The sequence below is a fragment of the Staphylococcus felis genome, assembly GCF_003012915.1.
In the GTDB taxonomy this organism is placed as follows: domain Bacteria; phylum Bacillota; class Bacilli; order Staphylococcales; family Staphylococcaceae; genus Staphylococcus; species Staphylococcus felis.
The window spans coordinates 1,595,092-1,615,835 of sequence record NZ_CP027770.1 but is presented as its reverse complement, the minus strand read 5'-3'; the positions used below and the strand labels follow the sequence as shown (position 1 = coordinate 1,615,835).

Here is a 20,744-nt window from a genome sequence, read left to right as displayed (position 1 = left end):
ATTATTTTACATCCAACAATATGAAGAACACAGCGCTTATGTTTCAATCCCAATATAATTACTTTTAATTCATTATATCAACTATAACCTAGTGCGTTGTCAATACGCTAAAATATAAAACTAAGGCTAGAACGCGTTCATGTCCTAGCCTTTCTCTTTAAGCTTTATTATTGTACTTTATGGTCTGAACCGAAGAATGATTTAAACATATGGAACGATGTTTCTCTATTTAATGCTGCAATAGATGTTGTTAATGGAATTCCTTTTGGACAAGCTTGTACACAGTTTTGTGAGTTTCCGCATGCTTGCAATCCTCCATGTAACATTAACGCATCTAAACGTTCATCCTTTGTCATTGAGCCTGTTGGGTGTAGGTTAAACAAACGAACTTGAGAAATGGCTTGTGCACCCACAAAATCATTGTTAGTCGTTACGTTAGGACACACTTCCAAACAAACACCACAAGTCATACATTTTGAAAGTTCATATGCCGTTTGACGTTTTTTCTCGGGCATACGTGGTCCTGGACCTAAATCATAAGTTCCATCAATTGGCACCCACGCTTTCATACGTTTGAGATTGTCGAACATACGTGTACGATCGACTTGTAAATCACGTACGACAGGGAATGTGTTCATTGGTTCTAAACGGATAGGTTGTTCAAGTTGATCGATAATTGCAGAACATGATTGACGTGCACGACCGTTGATTACCATCGAACAAGCTCCACACACTTCCTCTAAACAGTTCATATCCCATGTTACTGGTGTTGTTTTTTCACCGCTCTCAGTAACTGGATTACGACGAATTTCCATTAACGCTGCAATAACATTCATATTTTCACGATAAGGAATCACAAATGTTTCTTCATAAGGTGTTGACTTGGGATCTTTTTGTCGTTTAACAATAATTTTAATTGTTTTATTTTGGTTTTGGTCTTGTCCATGATTTACTGCTACTTGTTTGTCTTGAGTTTCAGTCATTATTTTTTACCCCCTTTTGACTTACTTGTGTAGTCACGTTTACGAGGTTCGATTAAGCTAACATCGACAGGTTTGTAGCTGAATTCTGGCTTTTCGTGGCGCCCTTTGTATTCAGCTAATGTATGTTTTAACCATTCTTCATCGTTACGATCAGGAAATTCTGGCTTATAGTGTGCACCACGTGATTCGTTACGGTTATATGCTCCAATCGTAATAACACGTGCTAACACAAGCATGTTCCATAATTGACGTGTAAAGAATACAGCTTGGTTACTCCATTGTGAAGTATCTTCCATATCAATATCTTCATAACGCTTCATTAATTCAACGATTTTTTTGTCAGTTTCAAGTAATTTCTCATTGTGTCGAACGACTGTCACATTAGCAGTCATGATTTCTCCTAGTTCGCGATGAAGTTTGTAGGCATTTTCAGTTCCTTTCATGTTAAGCAATTGATCAAATCGCTCTTGCTCTTCATCTTCACGTTTACGATATATATCTTCATCTAAATCAACATAAGATTTCTCGATATTTTCAACATATTTTACGGCATTTGGACCTGCAACACTACCACCATATATTGCTGACAGTAGTGAATTCGCACCTAAACGGTTACCACCGTGTTGAGAGAAATCACACTCTCCAGCAGCGAATAAACCTTCAATGTTCGTCATTTGATCGTAATCAACATATAAACCACCCATTGAATAGTGGACTGCTGGGAAGATTTTCATCGGCACTTTACGTGGATCATCACCTGTGAATTTTTCATAAATCTCAATAATACCACCTAATTTAACATCTAATTCATGTGGATCTTTATGAGATAAGTCAAGATAGACCATGTTTTCACCGTTAATACCTAATTTTTGATTAACACAGACATCGAAAATTTCACGAGTCGCAATGTCACGCGGCACAAGGTTACCGTAATCTGGATATTTCTCTTCTAAGAAATACCAAGGTTTACCGTCTTTATACGTCCAAATACGCCCTCCTTCACCACGAGCTGATTCACTCATTAAACGTAACTTATCATCACCAGGAATCGCTGTTGGGTGAATTTGGATGAATTCTCCATTCGCGTATTTGACCCCTTGCTGATAAACAATAGATGCTGCTGACCCTGTATTAATCATTGAATTAGTTGTTTTACCAAATATAATACCAGGCCCACCTGTTGCCATAATGACTGCATCGGAACCAAATGATTGAATTTCAGAAGTGGTGATATTTTGAGCAACGATACCGCGTGCGGCATTCTCATCATCTTTTACGACGCCTAAAAATTCCCAACCTTCATATTTAGTCACCAAGCCATCCACTTCGAAACTACGCACTTGTTCATCTAAAGCGTATAATAACTGTTGGCCAGTCGTCGCACCAGCAAATGCCGTTCTATGATGCAAAGTCCCACCAAAACGACGGAAGTCTAATAAACCTTCTTTTGTTCGATTAAACATAACGCCCATACGGTCTAGTAAGTGAATAATTTTCGGTGCTGCTTCTGTCATTTTTTGAACAGGAGGTTGATCAGCTAAGAAGTCCCCCCCATAAACTGTATCATCAAAGTGAATCCATGGGGAATCTCCTTCACCTTTAGTATTCACCGCTCCATTAATTCCGCCCTGTGCACAAACTGAATGAGAGCGTTTAACAGGAACAATTGAGAATAAATCAACATGTGCACCCTGTTCTGCTGCTTTAATTGTTGCCATTAGACCGGCAAGTCCTCCACCGACAACAATAATTTTCTTCTCTGCCATAGAAATTTCACTCCCCTAAAATGATTAAACTCTTAAACGAATGCCAAGATTGCACTTACACCAATATATGAAACCACGATGAAAATAATTAATGATATCCAAGTAAAAACGCTTTGTGATTTTGGAGATTGTAAAATACCCCAAGTCACTAAAAATGACCATAAACCATTCGCAAAGTGGAACACTACAGCAATAATACAAACGATATAGAAAATAAGCCAAAACGGGTTTGTAACGATATCATGAATCATATCGTAATTGACTTCTTCTCCAAATAACTTTTGAATACGTGTTTGCCATAAGTGAATCATAACGAATAAAAATGTAAGTAATCCCGATATACGTTGAAACAAGAATAGCCAGTTACGTGTATATGAATAATGCCCGATATTATGAGTCGCCGTAAACGCAATATAAATACCGTAAATTGCATGGTATAAAATTGGTATATAAATCATAATAAATTCTAAAGCATATAAAAATGGTAATGAATCCATAAAACCAGCTGCTTTGTTAAATGCTTCTACCCCTTGTGTCGCCTGATGGTTAACCATTAAATGCACTAATAAGAACGCACCTAAAGGAATTACACCTAACAAAGAATGTAAACGTCTAAGGTAGAATTGATTCTGAGATTGTGCCAAAAGGAAGTCCCCCCTGTAATACTTTTATATTTTGATTTCCTTTTTGTTGCCCTATCCGCAAAGAAAACGTTTGCATATCTAATTAAAAAGAAATCAACTCAGTCATATTGTAACACTAAATGTGACAAATTTGGGTATGAGAATGATTCTCATACCAAATTTATACATCTTTATCATTTAATGTTTCCAATAAAATTTGAGCTGTTTTTTCTGGTAAACCACTTTGTTTTAATTCGTCAATTGTCGCTTCTCTCATTTTCTTAATAGATCCAAATGTGCGCAACAGCTTAGTCTTACGTTTAGGTCCTATGCCTTCTACTTGATCTAGTATTGATTGCATTCCGGTTTTTGCTCTTGTTTGACGATGAAATGATATTGCAAATCGATGAACTTCATCTTGAATGCGCTGTAATAAATAAAATGCTTGACTATTTTTCTTCAAAGGAATAACTTGCGCATTTTCTCCATATAGTAACTCTGACGTTTGATGTTTATCATTTTTAGCCAGTCCTGCTACAGGTATATCTAAACCTAATTCGTTTTCTAAAACATTTATGACAGTTGACATATGGCCTTTACCACCATCAACAATAATTAAATCTGGTAATGGTAGTCCTTCATTAAGCACTCGCTTATATCGTCGTCTTACCGCTTCTTGCATCGACTTATAATCATCCGGCCCTTTCACTGTTTTAATTTTATATTTACGGTAGGACTTTTTATCTGGCTTACCATCCAAAAATGTGACCATGGCTGACACTGGATCCACCCCTTGAATATTTGAATTATCAAATGCTTCAATTCTAATAGGGGTTTGGATTCCCATCGCATCACCAAGCTGTTCTATTGCTTTAATCGTTCTTGATTCATCTCTTGCAATCATTTCAAATTTATTTTCAAGCGAAATATATGCATTCTTATTAGCCATATCAATCAATTGCTTCTTTTGACCTCGTTGTGGTGTAACTATTGTCGTATCTACTACTGAAGCAATCATCTCTTTGTCCATTCCTTTTGGGATATGTACTTCTTTAGGTAAGAAATGTTGATTCAACTGATAAAATTGCCCGATAAAGGTGTAAAATTCTTCCTCTGGTGTTTGCTGAAGGGGAAACTTTGTCGCCTCACGCTCAATTAAATTCCCTTGTCTGATGAAGAAGACTTGAATACACATCCATCCTTTATACACACTATAACCAAAAACATCTCGTACTGTTTGATCAGAAGACATGATTTTTTGCTTTTTCGTTAAATTGTGAATATGCTCAATAAGATCACGATATTCTTTCGCTTGTTCGAATTCCAAATTTTCACTAGCTTTCATCATCCGTGTCTCTAAATGGTCTAAAATCGTTTTATCCTCACCATTAAGAAAGTCAGCTATTTCTTTCGACATTTTTTCATATTCTGATTGATTAACTGGATAAACACACGGTCCTAAGCATTGCCCAATATGATAATACAAACATAACCGATCTGGCATTTTATCACATTTACGAAATGGATAGATGCGATCAAGTAACTTTTTGGTTTCTTGTGCTGAATAGGCATTCGGATATGGACCAAAATATTTACCGCTTCCCTTTTTCACTCGGCGTGTCACGATTAATTTAGGGTGGCGCTCATTTGTAATTTTGATAAAGGGATAACTTTTATCATCTTTAAGTAATACATTATATCGAGGTTGATACTTTTTGATTAAGTTTAATTCAAGTAACAAAGACTCCGTTTCACTCGATGTTACAATATATTCAAAATCAACAATTTCTTTAACTAGACGTGTTGTTTTAGTATCATGTGCACCAGTAAAATAGGACCTCACTCGATTTCTTAACCGTTTTGCTTTACCAACGTAAATGACCTGACCTTGTCTATCCTTCATTAAGTAGCATCCTGGCTCCATTGGCAATACAGATAACTTTTGCCTTATTTTTGTTTTCACATCTTCCATCTTGTTCACCTACTTACTTATCAAATCCCACATTTATCATATCATCTCACCGAAAAGTGTCATTTACAAACATCTCAAACAATCGAGGATGTCAAAATTTTAGGGCTGAGACAATGAAATGTCTCAACCCTAATGTGTCATCATCAATGATTGCCTATTATAAATGTTTATTTAATACTTCGGCAAGATTTTCTTTCGGTTGAAAACCAACGACCTTATCTACAGGCTCACCATCTTTAAAAACGATAAGCGTTGGAATACTCATGACTTCGTATTTAGCTGCCGTTGCTTGGTTTTGGTCCACATCTAGTTTCAAAACGTCTGCCTTACCATCAAAATCTGCAGCTAAATCTTCTAGTACAGGTGCAATCATTTTACAAGGCCCACACCAAGTTGCCCAAAAATCTACTAATTTAACACCATTATTGATTTGTTCATTAAAATTCGAATCTGTTACTTCAATTAAAGCCATAGGAAGTTGCCTCCTTGAAAATATATGATAAAGGCATTATAACAAATTACTTTCTTCTTTTCATTTAAGTTGCTTATTATTTAATTTTAGCTACTGTAACGCCAAAGCCGCCTTCACCAGGGGTTCCCATTCTAAACTCTGCAATATTTTTATGGCGCTTTAAATGTTGTTGAACGCCTTTTTGTAATGCACCTGTTCCTTTGCCGTGTATGATATAGACTTCTTCGTAATTACTCAGAACCGCTTGATCTAAATATTGATCTAACTCTACCATAGCTTCGTCATATCGATATCCTCTCAAATCAAGCTCCATTTTGATGGCTGTGCGATTTGTACGTGTAATCACTTTACTAGGTACTGTTTTAGGTTTTTCTTTCTTTTCAAGATCTTCAATCGGTAATTTCATTTTAATGATTCCCATTTGAACGACCGCTTCATCCCCATCTAACACCTCTAGTACCTCGCCTTTTTGGCCATATGATAATACTTTGACTTCATCTCCAGCTTGAATCTCATCCCATTTTTGTTTTTTCACATTTTGTTTGATTGATTTCGCTTCATATTGATTTTCAAGTTGCTTTTTCTTATCAATGAGTTCATGTTCTTTAACGTCTGCACCTTTTTGATCTCGCATGCGACGCAAATCTTTCAAAATCTCATCAGCTTCATCAGTTGCTGCTTTCACTCTCTGATTTGCTTTTTCTTTAGCCTCATCCATTAAACGTGATTCATAATTTTGGTATTTTTCATAAGCCTCTGTCAAATCAGAATGCAATGTTTGGGCTTCTCTTACTAATCGGTCAAGTTCGATTCGTTGATTATCGATACGTTTCGCATTTCTTTCGAGCGACGCAATCATTTCGTTAATTTCTTTTTCGTCTTGTCCGACCATTGACTTAGCATGATTGATAATCTTTAAACTCAAGCCTAATCTTTTAGAAATATCAAAAGCATTTGAGCGACCTGGCACGCCCATCAATAATTTATATGTCGGGCTTAGGGTATCAACGTCGAACTCAACACTTGCATTCATAACTCCTGGTCTATTATAGCTGTATGCTTTTAACTCTGGATAATGCGTAGTAGCCATTACAAGCGCGCCTACACGATGAACATAATCTAAAATACTCATTGCTAATGCCGCACCCTCACTTGGGTCTGTGCCCGCACCCAGCTCATCAAACAGTATAAGACTCCTCTTATTGGCTTCTTCCAAAATATTGACAATTGTTTTCATATGTGACGAAAACGTTGATAATGATTGCTCAATAGATTGCTCATCGCCAATATCGCAAAAAACATTTTCAAAGACACCTAATTGACTGCCATCAAGTGTTGGAATGAGCAATCCTGATTGAGCCATCAGGACAATCAAACCTAATGTTTTTAATGTTACTGTTTTTCCACCTGTGTTAGGGCCGGTGATAATCACTGTTTGGATATCTTCTTCAAATTCAATAGTATTTGCTACAACCGAATCAAGGTCTAACAATGGATGGAATGCTTTCGGTAAATAGATTGATTTGCCTTCAGTAAATGACGGCTTTGTCGCTTTTAACTTAGCTCCATATCTAGCTTTTGCAATTAAAAAATCAAGGTGCCCCATGATATCCTCTGAAATGAGGCATGCATCTGCCTCTGCAGCAACTTCAGCTGTAAGTTCGGCTAATATACGATTTCTTTCAGTCGCTTCTTCACTGCGATAACGGCTAATTTGATTGTTTAATTCCACAACTGAAGACGGCTCTATATATAATGTCTGTCCTGATGCTGACTGGTCATGCACAATACCATTAAAATCTTGTCGATACTCAGCCTTAACTGGAATAACGTTACGTTCATTACGAACTGTAACAATACTATCTGATAATTTTTTTTGATTCCCTGTTGATTTAACAATACGATCAAGTTGTGTTTTTACTTTTTGTGTCGTTTTAGAAATTCGGCTGCGTATTGCTTGTAATTCATAACTTGCGTGATCATATAAATCATATTGATCACATTTTTGGTGAATCGACTGATAAAGATGCGTAAGCACAGGTAAATGAACCATGCGGTCATCTAAAATAGGATAACGTACTGCTTCTTCCTCTTCTACAAGTTGATGATAAAATGTTTTAAATTGATTTTGCACTTGTATTAATTGCTTAATGGCGTTCAACTCTTGAACATTGAGTGTCCCACCAATTTGAGAACGCTTAATATAAGGATGAACCTCAGTTAATCCACTTAGACTTGGCAAACGATGCTGATTATAAATTTGTGCTATTTCATCAACTTCATCTATTTGAAAAACGACAGTGTTGAAGTCAGTCGCTGGAGTCAGTTGTTCTACTTTCCTTTCAGCTAGATTACTGATGACTTCTTTTTGGATTAATGCTTTTACTTTATTAAATTCTAATACTTCTAAGGTTTTCTGTTTCATTCAATCCCTCATTTTCTATTTGAACTACTTTGGTTGTTTAATGAAGTCACGAAATGCTTCACGTGTCATTGTATTGATGACTTGCTCTTTTCTTACAAATCCTTTTTGTGCAGTTGCTATGCCATACTTCATAAAATCCAGATGTGCATCATGGTGTGCATCGGTATTAATTGTCAATTTAAGTCCAGGATTGTCACGTAAGATTTGAGCACTTAAATCAAGACGTTGTGGATTTGCATTTATCTCCAACACTGTCCCTGTATCGCGACATAAATGTACTAATTGATCCATGTTGACATTGTATCCTGAGCGGCGTCCGATAATGCGACCAGTCGGGTGAGCGATGTGTCTCACGTATGGATTGTGGCACGCACTTTCAAGACGGTGCATGATTTCTGATTCAGATTGATTAAAGTTTTGATGAATCGCAGCAATCACATAATCTAATTGTGCCAAGACATCATCTGGATAATCCAACGTCCCATCTGACAAAATATCCATTTCTGTCCCTGAATATATATCAATGTCTGTGTATTCTTTATTTAATGAGCGAATCATTTCATTTTGTTTCATCAATCGCTCTATTGACAAACCATTCGCTACCCGTAAACTTCTTGAATGATCTGTTATACACATATAGGCGTATCCCTTTTGGATATTAGCTTCTATCATTTCTCGTAAGCTCAATGCACCATCACTAGCAGTTGTATGCATATGAATATCACCTTGAATATCATCAAGTGTAACGATTTCAGATAAATCTTTATCAAACTCAGATCCATCTTCACGCATACTCGGCTCAATCCAATTTACATTAAAATGTTGATATATTTCTTTTTCACTCTTTAATTGTAGCAATGAGCCGTCCGGTTGTTCAATACCATATTCACTTACTTTTTCTCCGGATTTTTTAGCGATTTGACGAATACGAACATTATGCGCTTTAGAACCCGTAAAATGTTGCAACGTATGATAAAAACTCGCGGGTTCAATCATTCTAAAATCTACACCAATAACTTCATCATCATACTCTAGTTCTAAAGAAACTTTTGTATGTCCTACTGCAACCTCTTCTACTTTATTAGGAATTTTTAACAAAGCGGATTGGACTTTTAAAGGCTCATACGTACTAATAATAAAGTCTAAATCTTTACTCATTTCCTTCATTCGACGAAAGCTACCAGCAACTTCATATTGTTCAATTTCATCAATATGACTTAAATAGTCAGAAATCATTTGCTTAAGTTTGATCATCGTTCCAATCGGATACCGGTCTTTTTTTGAACCTAACGCTTTAACAGCTTCTAAATAATTTTGCTCTGTTTTTTTACCAAAACCATTTAAAGCACTGACTTCCCCATTCTCACAAGCTTTTTGAAAAGATTCTTTATCAGTTACATTTAAAGTTTGATACAATTTTGCAATCCTCTTACTGCCCAATCCCTTAATTTTAAGCAATGGTATCAAGCCACTTGGAACTTCTTCTTTAAGTGCATCTAAAACCGGAGACTCTCCCGTCTCAACATACGTATTGATGACCTCTCCTACACCTTTGCCAATATTTTTAAGTGTTGTCACATCATCAATTTGATCAAGCGTACGTTCATCCACCTCTAAACTTTGGGCAGCTTTACGGTATGCTGAAATTTTGAATGCATTTTCACCTTTCAATTCCATATAAGTAGCAATTGTTTCTAATAATCGAATAATATCTTTTTTTGTCACGACATTCACCTCATTAAAAAGAGGGTGAAACGCTTGTCTTATAATATACGTTCCAACCCTAGTTTGTCTTTGATTATAAATTCAATGTTACGTTTGATAAAAAAGGCATATCTAAAACAATTTTTTGCGCGCCCAATGATGCTTTCATTGCTGATTGTAGCAAGTCGCTTGGATATAAAGCAAATATATAAAACAAAAAATGCAACACAATAAAGCCTGTGCCTACACCTAAAATGACTCCAAAAAGTCTAGATAATAACGGACGTTGAAAAGTATGAAGTACTCCGCTCATACTACTCATTAAAAGACGTAATAGCACTTTTACGACAATAATAATAAGTATAAACCCTATTAACTTTGTAAATTGATTACTCGGGTCATCAAATTGAATAACATACTGCGTGTCGTACGCAACTGTTTTAGGAAAAGGAATGAATAAGTCAAGGTGCTTGCTAAATGGCTGATATAAGCGATGTGCTATCCAAATCGAAAATAATGTCCCTAGAAAGTACAATGTTGACATTACTGCACCTTTATAGAAACCTAATAATGCAAAAATGACAATGACAATCCCACCTATTAACTCGTACACATTACTCTCCTCTATACTTCAATTTTTGAATCTCTTCTCTTAAGCGAGCATTTTCTTCCTCTAATAATACAAGTTCATGCATAACGTTCACTGCAGTTAATACAGATTTACGTACAGAATCCAGCCCCGCATTGCGTCGACCTAAGTCAGTAATTTTACGATCAACTAAGTCAGCAACATAACGAATATGCTCAGGGTCATCTTCCCCAACAATCGTATAATTTTGGTCATTTATCGTCACGTTGATTCGATTTTTAAACTCACCCATCTTTACTCACCTAGCCTTTTCTATAATTTATTATCATGGTTCATTATACACGAGATACTTTAGTTTGTGTATGTTTCGTTTCTTATTCAAAAATTCAATTTAAATATGTTAATCTTGAAAAGGAAATAATGAAAAGAGGTCATATGAAATGTCAAATGTTGTTAAAAAATTAACGCTTCAAGAAATTGAACAACTCGAAAAACAGCTTCAATTTGATACATCCCGTTTAGGACCTGGCATGCGTGCTCGCACTCAATATAACGGTATTACGATTACAATCTATCAGTCTCAAAAAGTCATGTTCCAAGGCAAAAATGCCGACGCAGTTGCTTCACAATTATTAGGAGCATCAATCACCACTCCTTCTTCAGTCTCAGCCGTTCCAAGCCACATAGAATACAACCTGTCAAATTGTATCGGTAGTGATGAGGCAGGAAGTGGAGACTACTTCGGTCCATTGACCGTATGTGCATGCTATGTTTCAAAAGAACACGCACTGTTACTTCAAGAGTTGGGTGTAGATGATTCCAAACGTTTAACAGATACTAAAATTGTTCAACTTGCCGAACAAATCGTAACGTTTCTCCCCCATTCATTACTTGTTCTAAAAAACCCAAAGTACAACGAAAGACAAAACGATGGTTGGTCTCAAGTCAAAATGAAAGCTGTTTTACATAACGAATGTATTAAAAACGTTTTAAAAAAAATTGATACTTCACATTTAGACTATATCGTCATCGACCAGTTTGCAAAACGCGAGGTTTACCAACGTTATGCACTAGGAGACGTTCCTTTTGATCATCTTACCAATTATGAAACAAAAGGTGAATCGAAATCTATTGCAATTGCTGCAGCAAGTATTATTTCAAGATATGCATTTGTTAAACATATGGATGCTTTGTCTCAACATTATCATATCGATATCCCTAAAGGCGCTAGTCAAAAAGTAGATTTAATTGCTGCTAAAATCATAGAAAAATATGACTTACCTACTTTAGATGCAATAACAAAAAAACATTTTAGTAATCGAAATAAAGCTATACAACTTATCCAAAAAAAGAGTCAACGGAATATTTAAACTCTAAAAAAGAAGGCATAGAAGTTGCGACTTAACGACTTTTTCTTCTGGAAAAAATCCGTTTCGCCACAACTTCAGTCCTTCTTTTCGACTCAATTAAAACGCATTAAATCTGATTATCCTCTTAACGAAGCACCTTTTGTTTCCAATGCTTCTAAAATAACTTGGTGCACTTCTGCGACTTTTTCTTCAGTTAATGTATTTTCAGTATCTAAATATTCAAGGTGAATAGCAATTGATTTTTTGCCACTTTCGATATGTGTCCCTTCGTAAACATCGAATACTGAAGCATCTTTTAGCAGATGTCCACCGTTCTCTTCAATAACTTGAATGAGTTCACGTGCTTGCACATCTGAATCCACCACTAAAGCGATATCTCGCGAAACGCCAGGGAATTTTGGGATTTGAGTATAATTTATATAACCTACTGCCTCAGTCATAAGCATTTCGTAATTCAACTCAAATACGTACGTACGTGCTAAATCATACGTTTTAGCTACACTTGGGTGTAATTCCCCTATAAATCCAACACGCACTCCATTCATTAAAACGAATGCTGTTCGACCTGGATGCAATCCTTCAACTTCCCCTTTTTCATAATCAAAAGATAATGCTAATTTATCTGCAATACGTTCCACAACACCTTTGATTAAATAGAAATCCACTTCTTCTTTTTTACCTTGCCATGTATTCGACATATACGTTCCTGTCATGATACCACTTAAATACTCAACCTCATCTGGCAATTCGTTTTCTTCTTTACCGAAAAAGACATTCCCCAATTCATATAATGCAATATCTTGATTTTTGCGAGCAACGTTATATTGTGTCGCATCGATTAAATGAGGTATTAAACTTTGACGAAGTGTTGAATATGATTCACTCATTGGCATTAACACTTTTATAGTTGAATGTGTGTCAGTTGTAAATGCCGTTGCCCGGTCTTGATCCACTAATGAATACGTCATCGCTTGAGATAACCCAGCACCTTCTAACACAGACTTAACAATACGTGTTTTACGTTGACGATCTGTCAATGCACCGTGAGTCACTTGTTTAAATACTGGCAGTGTAGACGGAATATTATCATAGCCGTATATTCTTGCGACTTCCTCAACTAGATCCGCTTGAATAGTAATATCTCTTCGACGTGATGGTACATTTACAGCAATAGTATCGCCGTTGATAGAAGTATCAAATCCGAGTTGATTAAATATAGCTACGATTTCATCTTGACTTAAATTCAACCCTATCGTTTTATTAATTTGATTAGCAGTGATATCAATTGTTGAAAGCAATGAGCCTAAGCTACCTTCCGCTACACGATCAATTAATACCTCACCTGATGCAAATGTTTCTAATAAATAACAAGCACGATCAACTGCTTCATCTAAAAATTCAGTCGCAATCCCTTTTTCAAACCGACTTGAAGACTCACTGCGTAGATTATGACGACGCGATGTGTGGCGAATGGAAACGGGATCAAATATCGCACCTTCTACAACAACATTTGTTGTTTTTTCGCTAACTTCTGAGAAATCGCCACCCATTACTCCACCTAATGCGATAGGTGTCTGACCATTTGTAATGACAATATCAGAAGTTGTAAGTGTACGTTCTTGATCGTCTAAAGTCGTCATTTTTTCATTTTCTTTAGCTTGTCGTACTACAATTTCACTTGAACCTATTTGATCTTGATCAAATATATGCAACGGTTGACCATATTCAAGTAGTACATAATTTGAAATATCAACAACATTGTTAATAGGGCGAATACCCGCCTTCATTAATCGTGCTTGCATCCATTCCGGAGAGGGTTGTATCGTGACATTTTTGACGACACGAACGCTATAATACGGTACTTTATCTTGATTTTGAATGTCTACTTTAATTTCATCGCTAGCTTGTACTTTACCTTCTTTAAATTGAACATTTGGCTTCTGCACCTTTTTTTGGTACAGTGTTGCTACTTCGTAAGCCGTGCCTAGCATACTTAAAGCATCTGCACGATTTGGTGTTAAATCAAACTCCATTAATTGATCATCGAGATATAGCGCTTTTAAAGCATCCGTTCCAGGTTCAATTGGATTTCCAAATTGATAAATTCCTGATTCAAACTTTTTAGGTGTTACATGACTTGAAAGTCCGATCTCTTGAAGCGAACAAATCATACCTTCTGAGACTTCACCACGTAATTTCGCACGCTTGATTTTGACACCACCAGGTAATCTACCACCTACTTTAGCTACGATAACCGTTTGGCCTTGACCAATATTAGGTGCACCACAAACAATTTGAACCGGCTCACCTTCACCGATGTTTACTTGACACACGTTCAATTTATCAGCATTTGGATGTTGTTGAACACTTTCAACGTATCCTACTACTAAATTTTTGATATCCTTTGTTAAATCAGTGATGTCATCAACTTCAATACCTGTACGTGTAATACGTTCTGCTAATGCTTCAATCGAAACATCAATATCTACATATTCCTCTAACCATTCTTTAGAGATTAACATCTTCTTCACCTCTGTCCTCTACAGATTTAAATTGATTTAAAAATCGCACATCATTTGTATAGAAATGACGAATATCTTCAATTCCATATTTTAACATTGCGATACGATCTGGCCCCATACCGAACGCAAAACCAGAATAGCGATTTGAATCAAAACCAGCCATTTCTAACACATTCGGATGAACCATCCCTGCTCCTAAAATTTCAATCCAGCCTGTATGTTTACAAACATTACAACCTTTTCCTTTACATTTAAAACATGATACATCCACCTCAACTGAAGGCTCTGTAAACGGGAAATAACTTGGACGTAAGCGAATGTCTCGATCTGCTCCAAACAAAGATTTAGCAAGCAACTCTAGTGTCCCTTTTAAATCACTCATTTTGATATTTTCATCTACAACTAGACCTTCAATTTGTGTAAATTGATGACTGTGTGTAGCGTCATCCGAATCACGACGATACACTTTACCAGGACAAATGATTTTGACTGGTCCTTCTCCTTTGCGTTGTTCCATCGTACGTGCTTGTACTGGCGATGTATGTGTTCGTAATAATGTTTCTTCAGAAATATAAAAGCTATCTTGCATATCACGTGCTGGGTGTGATTTAGGGAGATTTAGTGCTTCAAAATTATAGTAATCTTTTTCAACTTCATACCCTGTTACAATTTCGTAACCTAAACCTAAAAATAAATCCTCTATTTCTTCTACAGTGCGTGTGAGAGGATGTTTTGCACCATTTGTCATTTTACGAGCTGGTAAAGTAACGTCAATAGACTCTTCAGAAAGTTGTTGGTTTAAACGTTCTTCAGCTAAAATGTGTTGACGTTCTCCAATTACTTTTTCAATAGCCTGTCTCACTTCATTCACTTGTTGACCATATGCTGGCTTTTCTTCTTTAGGTAAGTCTTTCATATGTTTCATCAAGCCTGTTACGAGACCTTTCTTACCTAAATATTTTACTTTCACATCTTGTAACATTTTTTCATCTTGTGCTTCATTAATATCCACTAGTGCTTGTTGTTGGATGTTTGACATTTCTTCATTTTGTGTCATGTAAATTCCTCCTTTATGTTCATCTTCATTTGTAACCTCAATCATGATATAAATCATTACACGAAAAAAGACTCCATCCCTATATTTACAATGGGACGAAGTCTATTCCGTGGTACCACCCAGTTTTGCGTATCACAAAATACGCACGCTCTGAATTTATAATGATAACGGTTATAAGTCCGACTTAAATCTCTTTAAGTAGCCAAAAAGTGAAAAAACTATGTAAGTCGAGATTTACTCTCAGTTACTGTAAATCTTCCCTTCAACAACTTCGATAATAGTTTACGTCTTTTTATGAGCTCATATAAAACTGTTAATAATGCTATTATATATGGGCATCATCAAAGATTCAACCTCTAAGATGAAACATTAAAATTCCCGTAGCAATAGCAACATTTAAACTTTCAGCTTGACCTTGTATCGGTATCATTAAATTCTGTGTCGTTTTTTCAAGCAATGACGTGTCTACCCCTTCACCTTCATTCCCCACAATTAATGCAAATGTTTCTTGTTGTGGTCTTACAGTTTGATACGACACAGCCTGGCTTAAAGCAGATCCAAAAACAGGTCCTTCAAATTGATCGATATAATGATGAATGTCCTCAACAAATTTGATTGGAATATGAAATACACTACCTTGACTTGCTCTTAACACTTTTTCTTGATATATGTCTGCAGTCCCTTTCGTTAAAACAATCAAATCTAACCCTGCCGCATCAGCCGTACGAATAATCGTACCAACATTACCAGGGTCTTGTATACGGTCTAATATCAATACACGTCTTGCATTATCTACTTGAATGTGAGGTTTTTCTATCACGGCAAATACACCTTGTGGCGTCACTGTTCCCGACAATGTTTCTGCAACTTTTTGGTTAATATGATAACATTCCTGTGCATTTTCTTTTAATAGAGGGGCGACACGATCAGGTTCAATCATAAACAGTTGTTCGATTTTAATTTGACCTTTAACGGCTTCCTCTATTAAATGGAATCCTTCTATAATCGCTCGGTTTTGTTGATCTCTCACACGTTTCTTTTTTAATTTATTATAGTTTTTAACTTTTGCATTTTGAATAGATGTAATGAATTCCATAACTATCCTCACTCTCAATCAATAATTAACCGTACTATCTCTTATCATAATAATATTTTAACATAAAAAATAAAAAAATCGCTTCAACATCCACTCAAGCAAGACGTTAAAACGATTTCGAATAGCTATTCTTTTATCAAATAAGTCTTATTTAGAAACGACTTCTTCGCCTTTGTAAGAACCACAATTTGGACATACACGGTGAGATAATTTGTATTCACCACAGTTTGGACATTCTTGCATGCCTGGTACTGTTAATTTGAAGTGTGTACGACGTTTGTTTTTTCTAGTTTTAGAAGTTCTTCTTTTTGGTACTGCCATGATAAATCCTCCCTTTTACTCGATTCATATGACGCATCGCATAATAGCGAGCCTAATCATTATCATCGTATAATTGTTGTAATTTTTGAAGCCTTGGATCGACTGTTATTTCTGATTCATCTTGAGATGGGTCATTATCCAAATCATCCTCGTCAATAACTTGCCAACCTTGACCACCAGTTAACATGTCATCGCTATTACTAGCAAAAACACGCATCGGTTTCTCAAGCATGACAACTTCTTTTGCGATATCACGAAGATTAATCATGCCATCTGTAACAAGATGATAGTGTTCATCGTCCTCATCCTCGTACAAACCATCTAAATCAAACACCTCTGTCGTTGTAGTATCAAAAGGCACTTCAACAGGTACTAAAGTACGTGCACAAGGCATCGTATACGTGCCACTCAAATGTAAGTGTGCGACAACTTCATTCGATTTGACATGCAATTCACCATCAGCTTGTACTGGTGATAAATCAATAATATCTAGCATTTTGACAAGCGAACTCATATCAAGTGTTTGATTAAAATTAAAAGGTTGTCCTTGGTATTTTCTTAATTGTGTTATTGACCATTTCATATGGCTTCACCTCTAACAAGCACAAAATTTATTTTAACTTTTGATGTGTAAGTTGTCAAGATTTTTTCTTAACAAGTTATCTTCTGTTACAATACTCATAATGAGACACGAAAGGAAAGATTGCAAATGAAAAGTGTTGCACTAATTACAGAATACAATCCCTTCCACAATGGGCATCAATATCATGTCCAAAAATCAAAGAAACTTACCAAATCCGATATTTCCATTGCCATTATGAGTGGACAATTTATGATGCGTGGAACACCTGCACTATTCAATAAATTCCAACGCGCTCAAATGGCTGTATCTGAAGTTGATTTAGTTGTTGAACTGCCTTTACTAGGTTCACTTTCATCTAGTGATACATTTGCTGAAATGGGCATTAAGGTTGCAGATTATCTAGATGCACATACACTTTGCTTCGGAAGTGAGTCTGGTAATATTGATGCACTAAAAAAAGTCGCACATCAATTAATCGACATTGAACAGCGACCGGACTTCAAAACATTGCTTAAAGAAGGAAAGAGTTATGCGCGTATCATTAGTGAACAAACCCATGAAACATTGTTAAAACACCCGAACAACACCTTAGGGATTAGCTATATTAAGCAACTGATTCAATTGCAATCATCAATCGAACCTTATACTATCCCACGCATACATACCCATCATCACCAGCAAGGTTTAAATCATACGTCATTTGCAAGCGGATCTGCTATACGTAAAAACATAGCAAAAGGCCAAGAGGATTGGAAAAAGATGGTACCTCGTGAAAACCATAAATTATTTATCAACCCTTTTAATAATACAGAACGTTTATATCAAATGATAAAACTGTCTATATTACAGCGCTCTGATACAGAATTACAACATATATATACAATGACTGAAGGTTTTCAAAATCGCTTGCAGTATGTCTTACGTTCATCAACACATTACGACAGTTTGATGCAACTGCTCAAAACAAAGCGTTATACCTATACGCATATTCAAAGACTGCTAATGAATATATTGTTGAATTTTAAATACAGTGATGCCGATAAAACGATTCAAGGTATTCGTATTTTGGCGATGTCAAATAAAGGACGCCGTTATTTAAAAACACTTAAAGAACGACATCCTAACCGTCAATTTGTTACAAATGTAAACAAACAAAATGCCCACCTATTCCGTCACGAAATCAAAGCAACACATATTTATAATCTCTTATCCGAATCCACTCAGGACGACTTTAATACACCCGTCTTCATAAAATGAATTTGGATTCAAGGCACATATCTATCCTCATCACTCTCATCTGTACTGACGCCATCAATCCGTTTAAGTAGAGATGAGAGCATAGCAAATAAAATCATGATAACGGATTCTATTATTCAACAATTCTTTAAAGCAGCGCTATTCGAATTAATTCAAGTGATTGAACTTCTCAAGTAATGCTTTCTCAACTTGTGGTGGTACAAATTCAGATATGTTCGCATCATATTGTGCCACTTCCTTCACAACACTCGAACTAATAAAAGAATAGTCAGTCGATGTCATCATATATAACGTTTCTACCTTTTCGTTTAACTTTTTATTCATTGATGTTAAACGTAATTCATACTCAAAGTCACTTACCGCTCTTAATCCACGTATAATCGTAGTTGCACCCATTTTGTCACAAAAATCAACTAACAGTCCTCCATAAGAATGTACTGTAACATTTGGTAAATGTGCAACGGATGATTGAATAAGTTCTATTCGTTCTTCTGGTGTGAAAGTGCCTTTTTTATTACTATTCCTTAATACACAAACCAATAATTCGTCAAAACGATCAGCACTTCTTTCAATGATATCTATATGTCCATTTGTAATAGGGTCAAAACTTCCCGGAATGACCGCTTTCGTATTAACCATGTTACTCTCCTCTTTTCAAAACACAAATATCTGTTAAGCCATAATGATAACGTTTAACCTCTTCAAATAAAGCAGTATCTATCACTTCTCGATGACTATATTCACAAACGATAATACCATCATTTTTTAATAAATCAAATTCATGGATTTTCTTTAATGCTTTATCGATGAGCCCTTTTTCATAAGGTGGATCTAAAAAGATAATATCAAATTGAACTTCCCTTTTATGTAATGCTTTTAATGCTCGATCCGCATTAGTTTTGTATACTTCGGCTTGTGAAATTAAGTCTAATTTTTTGAGATTTTGATTAATAATTTGTACTGCCCGTATGTTTTGGTCTACAAATATGACCTTATCCATTCCACGAGAAAGTGCCTCAATTCCAAGTCCTCCACTTCCAGCAAATAAATCAAGCCCTATTCCACTAACATCATATAAACTATTGAATATGCCTTCTTTGACTTTATCCATTGTTGGTCTAGTATGACGACCCGACAATGTTTCTAAAATTTTACTTTTGTGTTTACCAGAAATGACACGCATTGACCCACACTTCCATTCTTATATCTTTTTTAATATACTTTATTTTATAAGGAGGCAAAAAAATGCAACAATCTTTTATCGTTCTTGGCAATGGTTTAACGGATTTATTTGAATTTAAAGCACTCATTGACTATAACCATCTAAGAATTAGTCGCATTGTCTATTTTCACACACCCAAATCTCAACATCAACGGTCTTCTGTTGCCATCATTATGCAACCTACTGAAGGTCGAAAGTTTCAAGCGATGTATATGATGTTGAATGCATTCAAATACCCATACCCTCATACAAACCAAAAATTCGACTTAATCCAGTCATTTATTGAACCTTATGATATTGAAACTGTAGGTGTGGATGTACACGCTCCAGACGATTATCCAGAGCTAGATTTATACTTTAACTACTTAAAGAGCGTTCTGCGATTACAACATTGGATACCCGCTTTAGAATAGCACCATACCTAACTTCGGTCTTCTTTGTCATACTCTTTTTTTAAGTATTTATAAGGAGACCCTTCAATTTTAGTCACATATTTTAGCTTCATTAGATGATTGACTGTATCATCAATCTTATTTTGGCTGACATACATAGTTATATATTTATCTTTTTTATTTGAATACACAATATGACCATATTTTCGAATATGTCGTTCATGTTTCATACTTTTTAAGTAGACAATTAACTTATCCCGTTGAATGATTTCCATATTTTCACCTCACCTTTGTTCTGTTAATCTCATATTATATTTTTAATCAATTCAATCGATAAAACTTTATCTATTAGACTTCACTTTACTATTCTAATCAAACTGATTGTAGTAC

The 20,744-nt window shown here is 35.7% G+C and carries 20 protein-coding genes; 3 read left to right on the top strand and 17 right to left on the bottom strand.

Features of this window, described 5'->3' with window-relative positions; genetic code table 11:
- Nucleotides 1-167: 167 nt before the first annotated feature.
- The 9 genes from sdhB to zapA form a co-directional block, all read right to left on the bottom strand.
- Nucleotides 168-983, bottom strand: a complete 816-nt coding sequence (gene sdhB / locus C7J90_RS07530) for a succinate dehydrogenase iron-sulfur subunit (protein WP_103210145.1) — start codon at nucleotides 981-983, stop codon at nucleotides 168-170.
- Nucleotides 983-2,749, bottom strand: coding sequence for a succinate dehydrogenase flavoprotein subunit (gene sdhA, locus C7J90_RS07525; RefSeq protein WP_103210147.1), 1,767 nt, complete (start codon nucleotides 2,747-2,749; stop codon nucleotides 983-985). The genes sdhB and sdhA overlap by 1 nt, the downstream gene beginning before the upstream one ends.
- A 32-nt stretch (nucleotides 2,750-2,781) precedes the next feature.
- A complete protein-coding gene (locus C7J90_RS07520; protein WP_106465125.1) occupies nucleotides 2,782-3,393 on the bottom strand; it encodes a succinate dehydrogenase cytochrome b558 subunit in 612 nt (203 codons plus the stop codon).
- Between the two features lie 160 nt (nucleotides 3,394-3,553).
- Nucleotides 3,554-5,344: an excinuclease ABC subunit UvrC gene (gene uvrC / locus C7J90_RS07515; protein ID WP_103208445.1), complete on the bottom strand. Its 1,791-nt coding sequence runs from the start codon at nucleotides 5,342-5,344 to the stop codon at nucleotides 3,554-3,556.
- Nucleotides 5,345-5,501: 157 nt separating this feature from the next.
- A complete protein-coding gene (gene trxA / locus C7J90_RS07510) occupies nucleotides 5,502-5,816 on the bottom strand; it encodes a thioredoxin (RefSeq protein WP_103208446.1) in 315 nt (104 codons plus the stop codon).
- A 76-nt stretch (nucleotides 5,817-5,892) separates the two neighbouring features.
- Nucleotides 5,893-8,241 carry an endonuclease MutS2 gene (locus tag C7J90_RS07505; protein WP_103208448.1) on the bottom strand — a complete coding sequence of 783 codons (2,349 nt, stop codon included), beginning with the start codon at nucleotides 8,239-8,241 and terminating at the stop codon, nucleotides 5,893-5,895.
- A gap of 24 nt (nucleotides 8,242-8,265) precedes the next feature.
- Nucleotides 8,266-9,966: a DNA polymerase/3'-5' exonuclease PolX gene (gene polX, locus C7J90_RS07500; RefSeq protein ID WP_103208449.1), complete on the bottom strand. Its 1,701-nt coding sequence runs from the start codon at nucleotides 9,964-9,966 to the stop codon at nucleotides 8,266-8,268.
- A 73-nt stretch (nucleotides 9,967-10,039) separates the two neighbouring features.
- The gene (locus tag C7J90_RS07495; RefSeq protein ID WP_158701917.1) at nucleotides 10,040-10,558 is read right to left on the bottom strand and encodes a CvpA family protein; all 519 of its coding nucleotides are present in this window, start codon (nucleotides 10,556-10,558) and stop codon (nucleotides 10,040-10,042) included.
- Between the two features lies 1 nt (nucleotide 10,559).
- Complete coding sequence (gene zapA, locus C7J90_RS07490) at nucleotides 10,560-10,826, bottom strand: cell division protein ZapA (RefSeq protein WP_103208453.1); 267 nt, start codon at nucleotides 10,824-10,826, stop codon at nucleotides 10,560-10,562.
- A 148-nt stretch (nucleotides 10,827-10,974) separates the two neighbouring features.
- On the opposite strand from zapA, the gene rnhC reads away from it, so the two are divergent.
- The gene (rnhC, locus tag C7J90_RS07485) at nucleotides 10,975-11,904 is read left to right on the top strand and encodes a ribonuclease HIII (RefSeq protein WP_103208455.1); all 930 of its coding nucleotides are present in this window, start codon (nucleotides 10,975-10,977) and stop codon (nucleotides 11,902-11,904) included.
- Nucleotides 11,905-12,020: 116 nt separating this feature from the next.
- On the opposite strand, the gene pheT is transcribed toward rnhC, so the two are convergent.
- From pheT to C7J90_RS07455, 5 genes are all read right to left on the bottom strand, one after another.
- The gene (pheT, locus tag C7J90_RS07480; protein ID WP_103208456.1) at nucleotides 12,021-14,426 is read right to left on the bottom strand and encodes a phenylalanine--tRNA ligase subunit beta; all 2,406 of its coding nucleotides are present in this window, start codon (nucleotides 14,424-14,426) and stop codon (nucleotides 12,021-12,023) included.
- Complete coding sequence (pheS, locus tag C7J90_RS07475) at nucleotides 14,413-15,483, bottom strand: phenylalanine--tRNA ligase subunit alpha (RefSeq protein ID WP_103208478.1); 1,071 nt, start codon at nucleotides 15,481-15,483, stop codon at nucleotides 14,413-14,415. Before pheS ends, pheT begins: the two co-directional genes overlap by 14 nt.
- A gap of 349 nt (nucleotides 15,484-15,832) precedes the next feature.
- A complete protein-coding gene (locus tag C7J90_RS07470; RefSeq protein WP_103208458.1) occupies nucleotides 15,833-16,579 on the bottom strand; it encodes a TrmH family RNA methyltransferase in 747 nt (248 codons plus the stop codon).
- 147 nt (nucleotides 16,580-16,726) lie between these two features.
- Nucleotides 16,727-16,900 (bottom strand): 50S ribosomal protein L32, encoded by a 174-nt coding sequence (gene rpmF, locus C7J90_RS07465; protein WP_103208460.1) that lies wholly within the window; start codon nucleotides 16,898-16,900, stop codon nucleotides 16,727-16,729.
- A gap of 52 nt (nucleotides 16,901-16,952) precedes the next feature.
- On the bottom strand, nucleotides 16,953-17,483 hold the full coding sequence (locus C7J90_RS07455; RefSeq protein WP_103208464.1) for a YceD family protein: 531 nt from the start codon (nucleotides 17,481-17,483) through the stop codon (nucleotides 16,953-16,955).
- 126 nt (nucleotides 17,484-17,609) lie between these two features.
- Between C7J90_RS07455 and C7J90_RS07450 the strand changes: the two genes are divergently transcribed.
- Nucleotides 17,610-18,740, top strand: a complete 1,131-nt coding sequence (locus C7J90_RS07450; RefSeq protein WP_103208466.1) for a nucleotidyltransferase — start codon at nucleotides 17,610-17,612, stop codon at nucleotides 18,738-18,740.
- Nucleotides 18,741-18,887: 147 nt separating this feature from the next.
- Here C7J90_RS07450 and coaD read toward each other — a convergent pair whose 3' ends face one another.
- Both coaD and rsmD read right to left on the bottom strand, forming a co-directional pair.
- Complete coding sequence (gene coaD / locus C7J90_RS07445; RefSeq protein ID WP_103208467.1) at nucleotides 18,888-19,379, bottom strand: pantetheine-phosphate adenylyltransferase; 492 nt, start codon at nucleotides 19,377-19,379, stop codon at nucleotides 18,888-18,890.
- Nucleotide 19,380: 1 nt separating this feature from the next.
- Nucleotides 19,381-19,923, bottom strand: a complete 543-nt coding sequence (gene rsmD / locus C7J90_RS07440) for a 16S rRNA (guanine(966)-N(2))-methyltransferase RsmD (protein WP_103208469.1) — start codon at nucleotides 19,921-19,923, stop codon at nucleotides 19,381-19,383.
- Between the two features lie 62 nt (nucleotides 19,924-19,985).
- Between rsmD and C7J90_RS07435 the strand changes: the two genes are divergently transcribed.
- Nucleotides 19,986-20,375 carry a DUF7147 family protein gene (locus C7J90_RS07435; RefSeq protein WP_103208470.1) on the top strand — a complete coding sequence of 130 codons (390 nt, stop codon included), beginning with the start codon at nucleotides 19,986-19,988 and terminating at the stop codon, nucleotides 20,373-20,375.
- A gap of 8 nt (nucleotides 20,376-20,383) precedes the next feature.
- Here the strand turns inward: C7J90_RS07435 and C7J90_RS07430 are convergent, their stop codons facing one another.
- The gene (locus C7J90_RS07430) at nucleotides 20,384-20,629 is read right to left on the bottom strand and encodes a DUF2129 domain-containing protein (protein WP_103208472.1); all 246 of its coding nucleotides are present in this window, start codon (nucleotides 20,627-20,629) and stop codon (nucleotides 20,384-20,386) included.
- Nucleotides 20,630-20,744 lie beyond the last annotated feature (115 nt).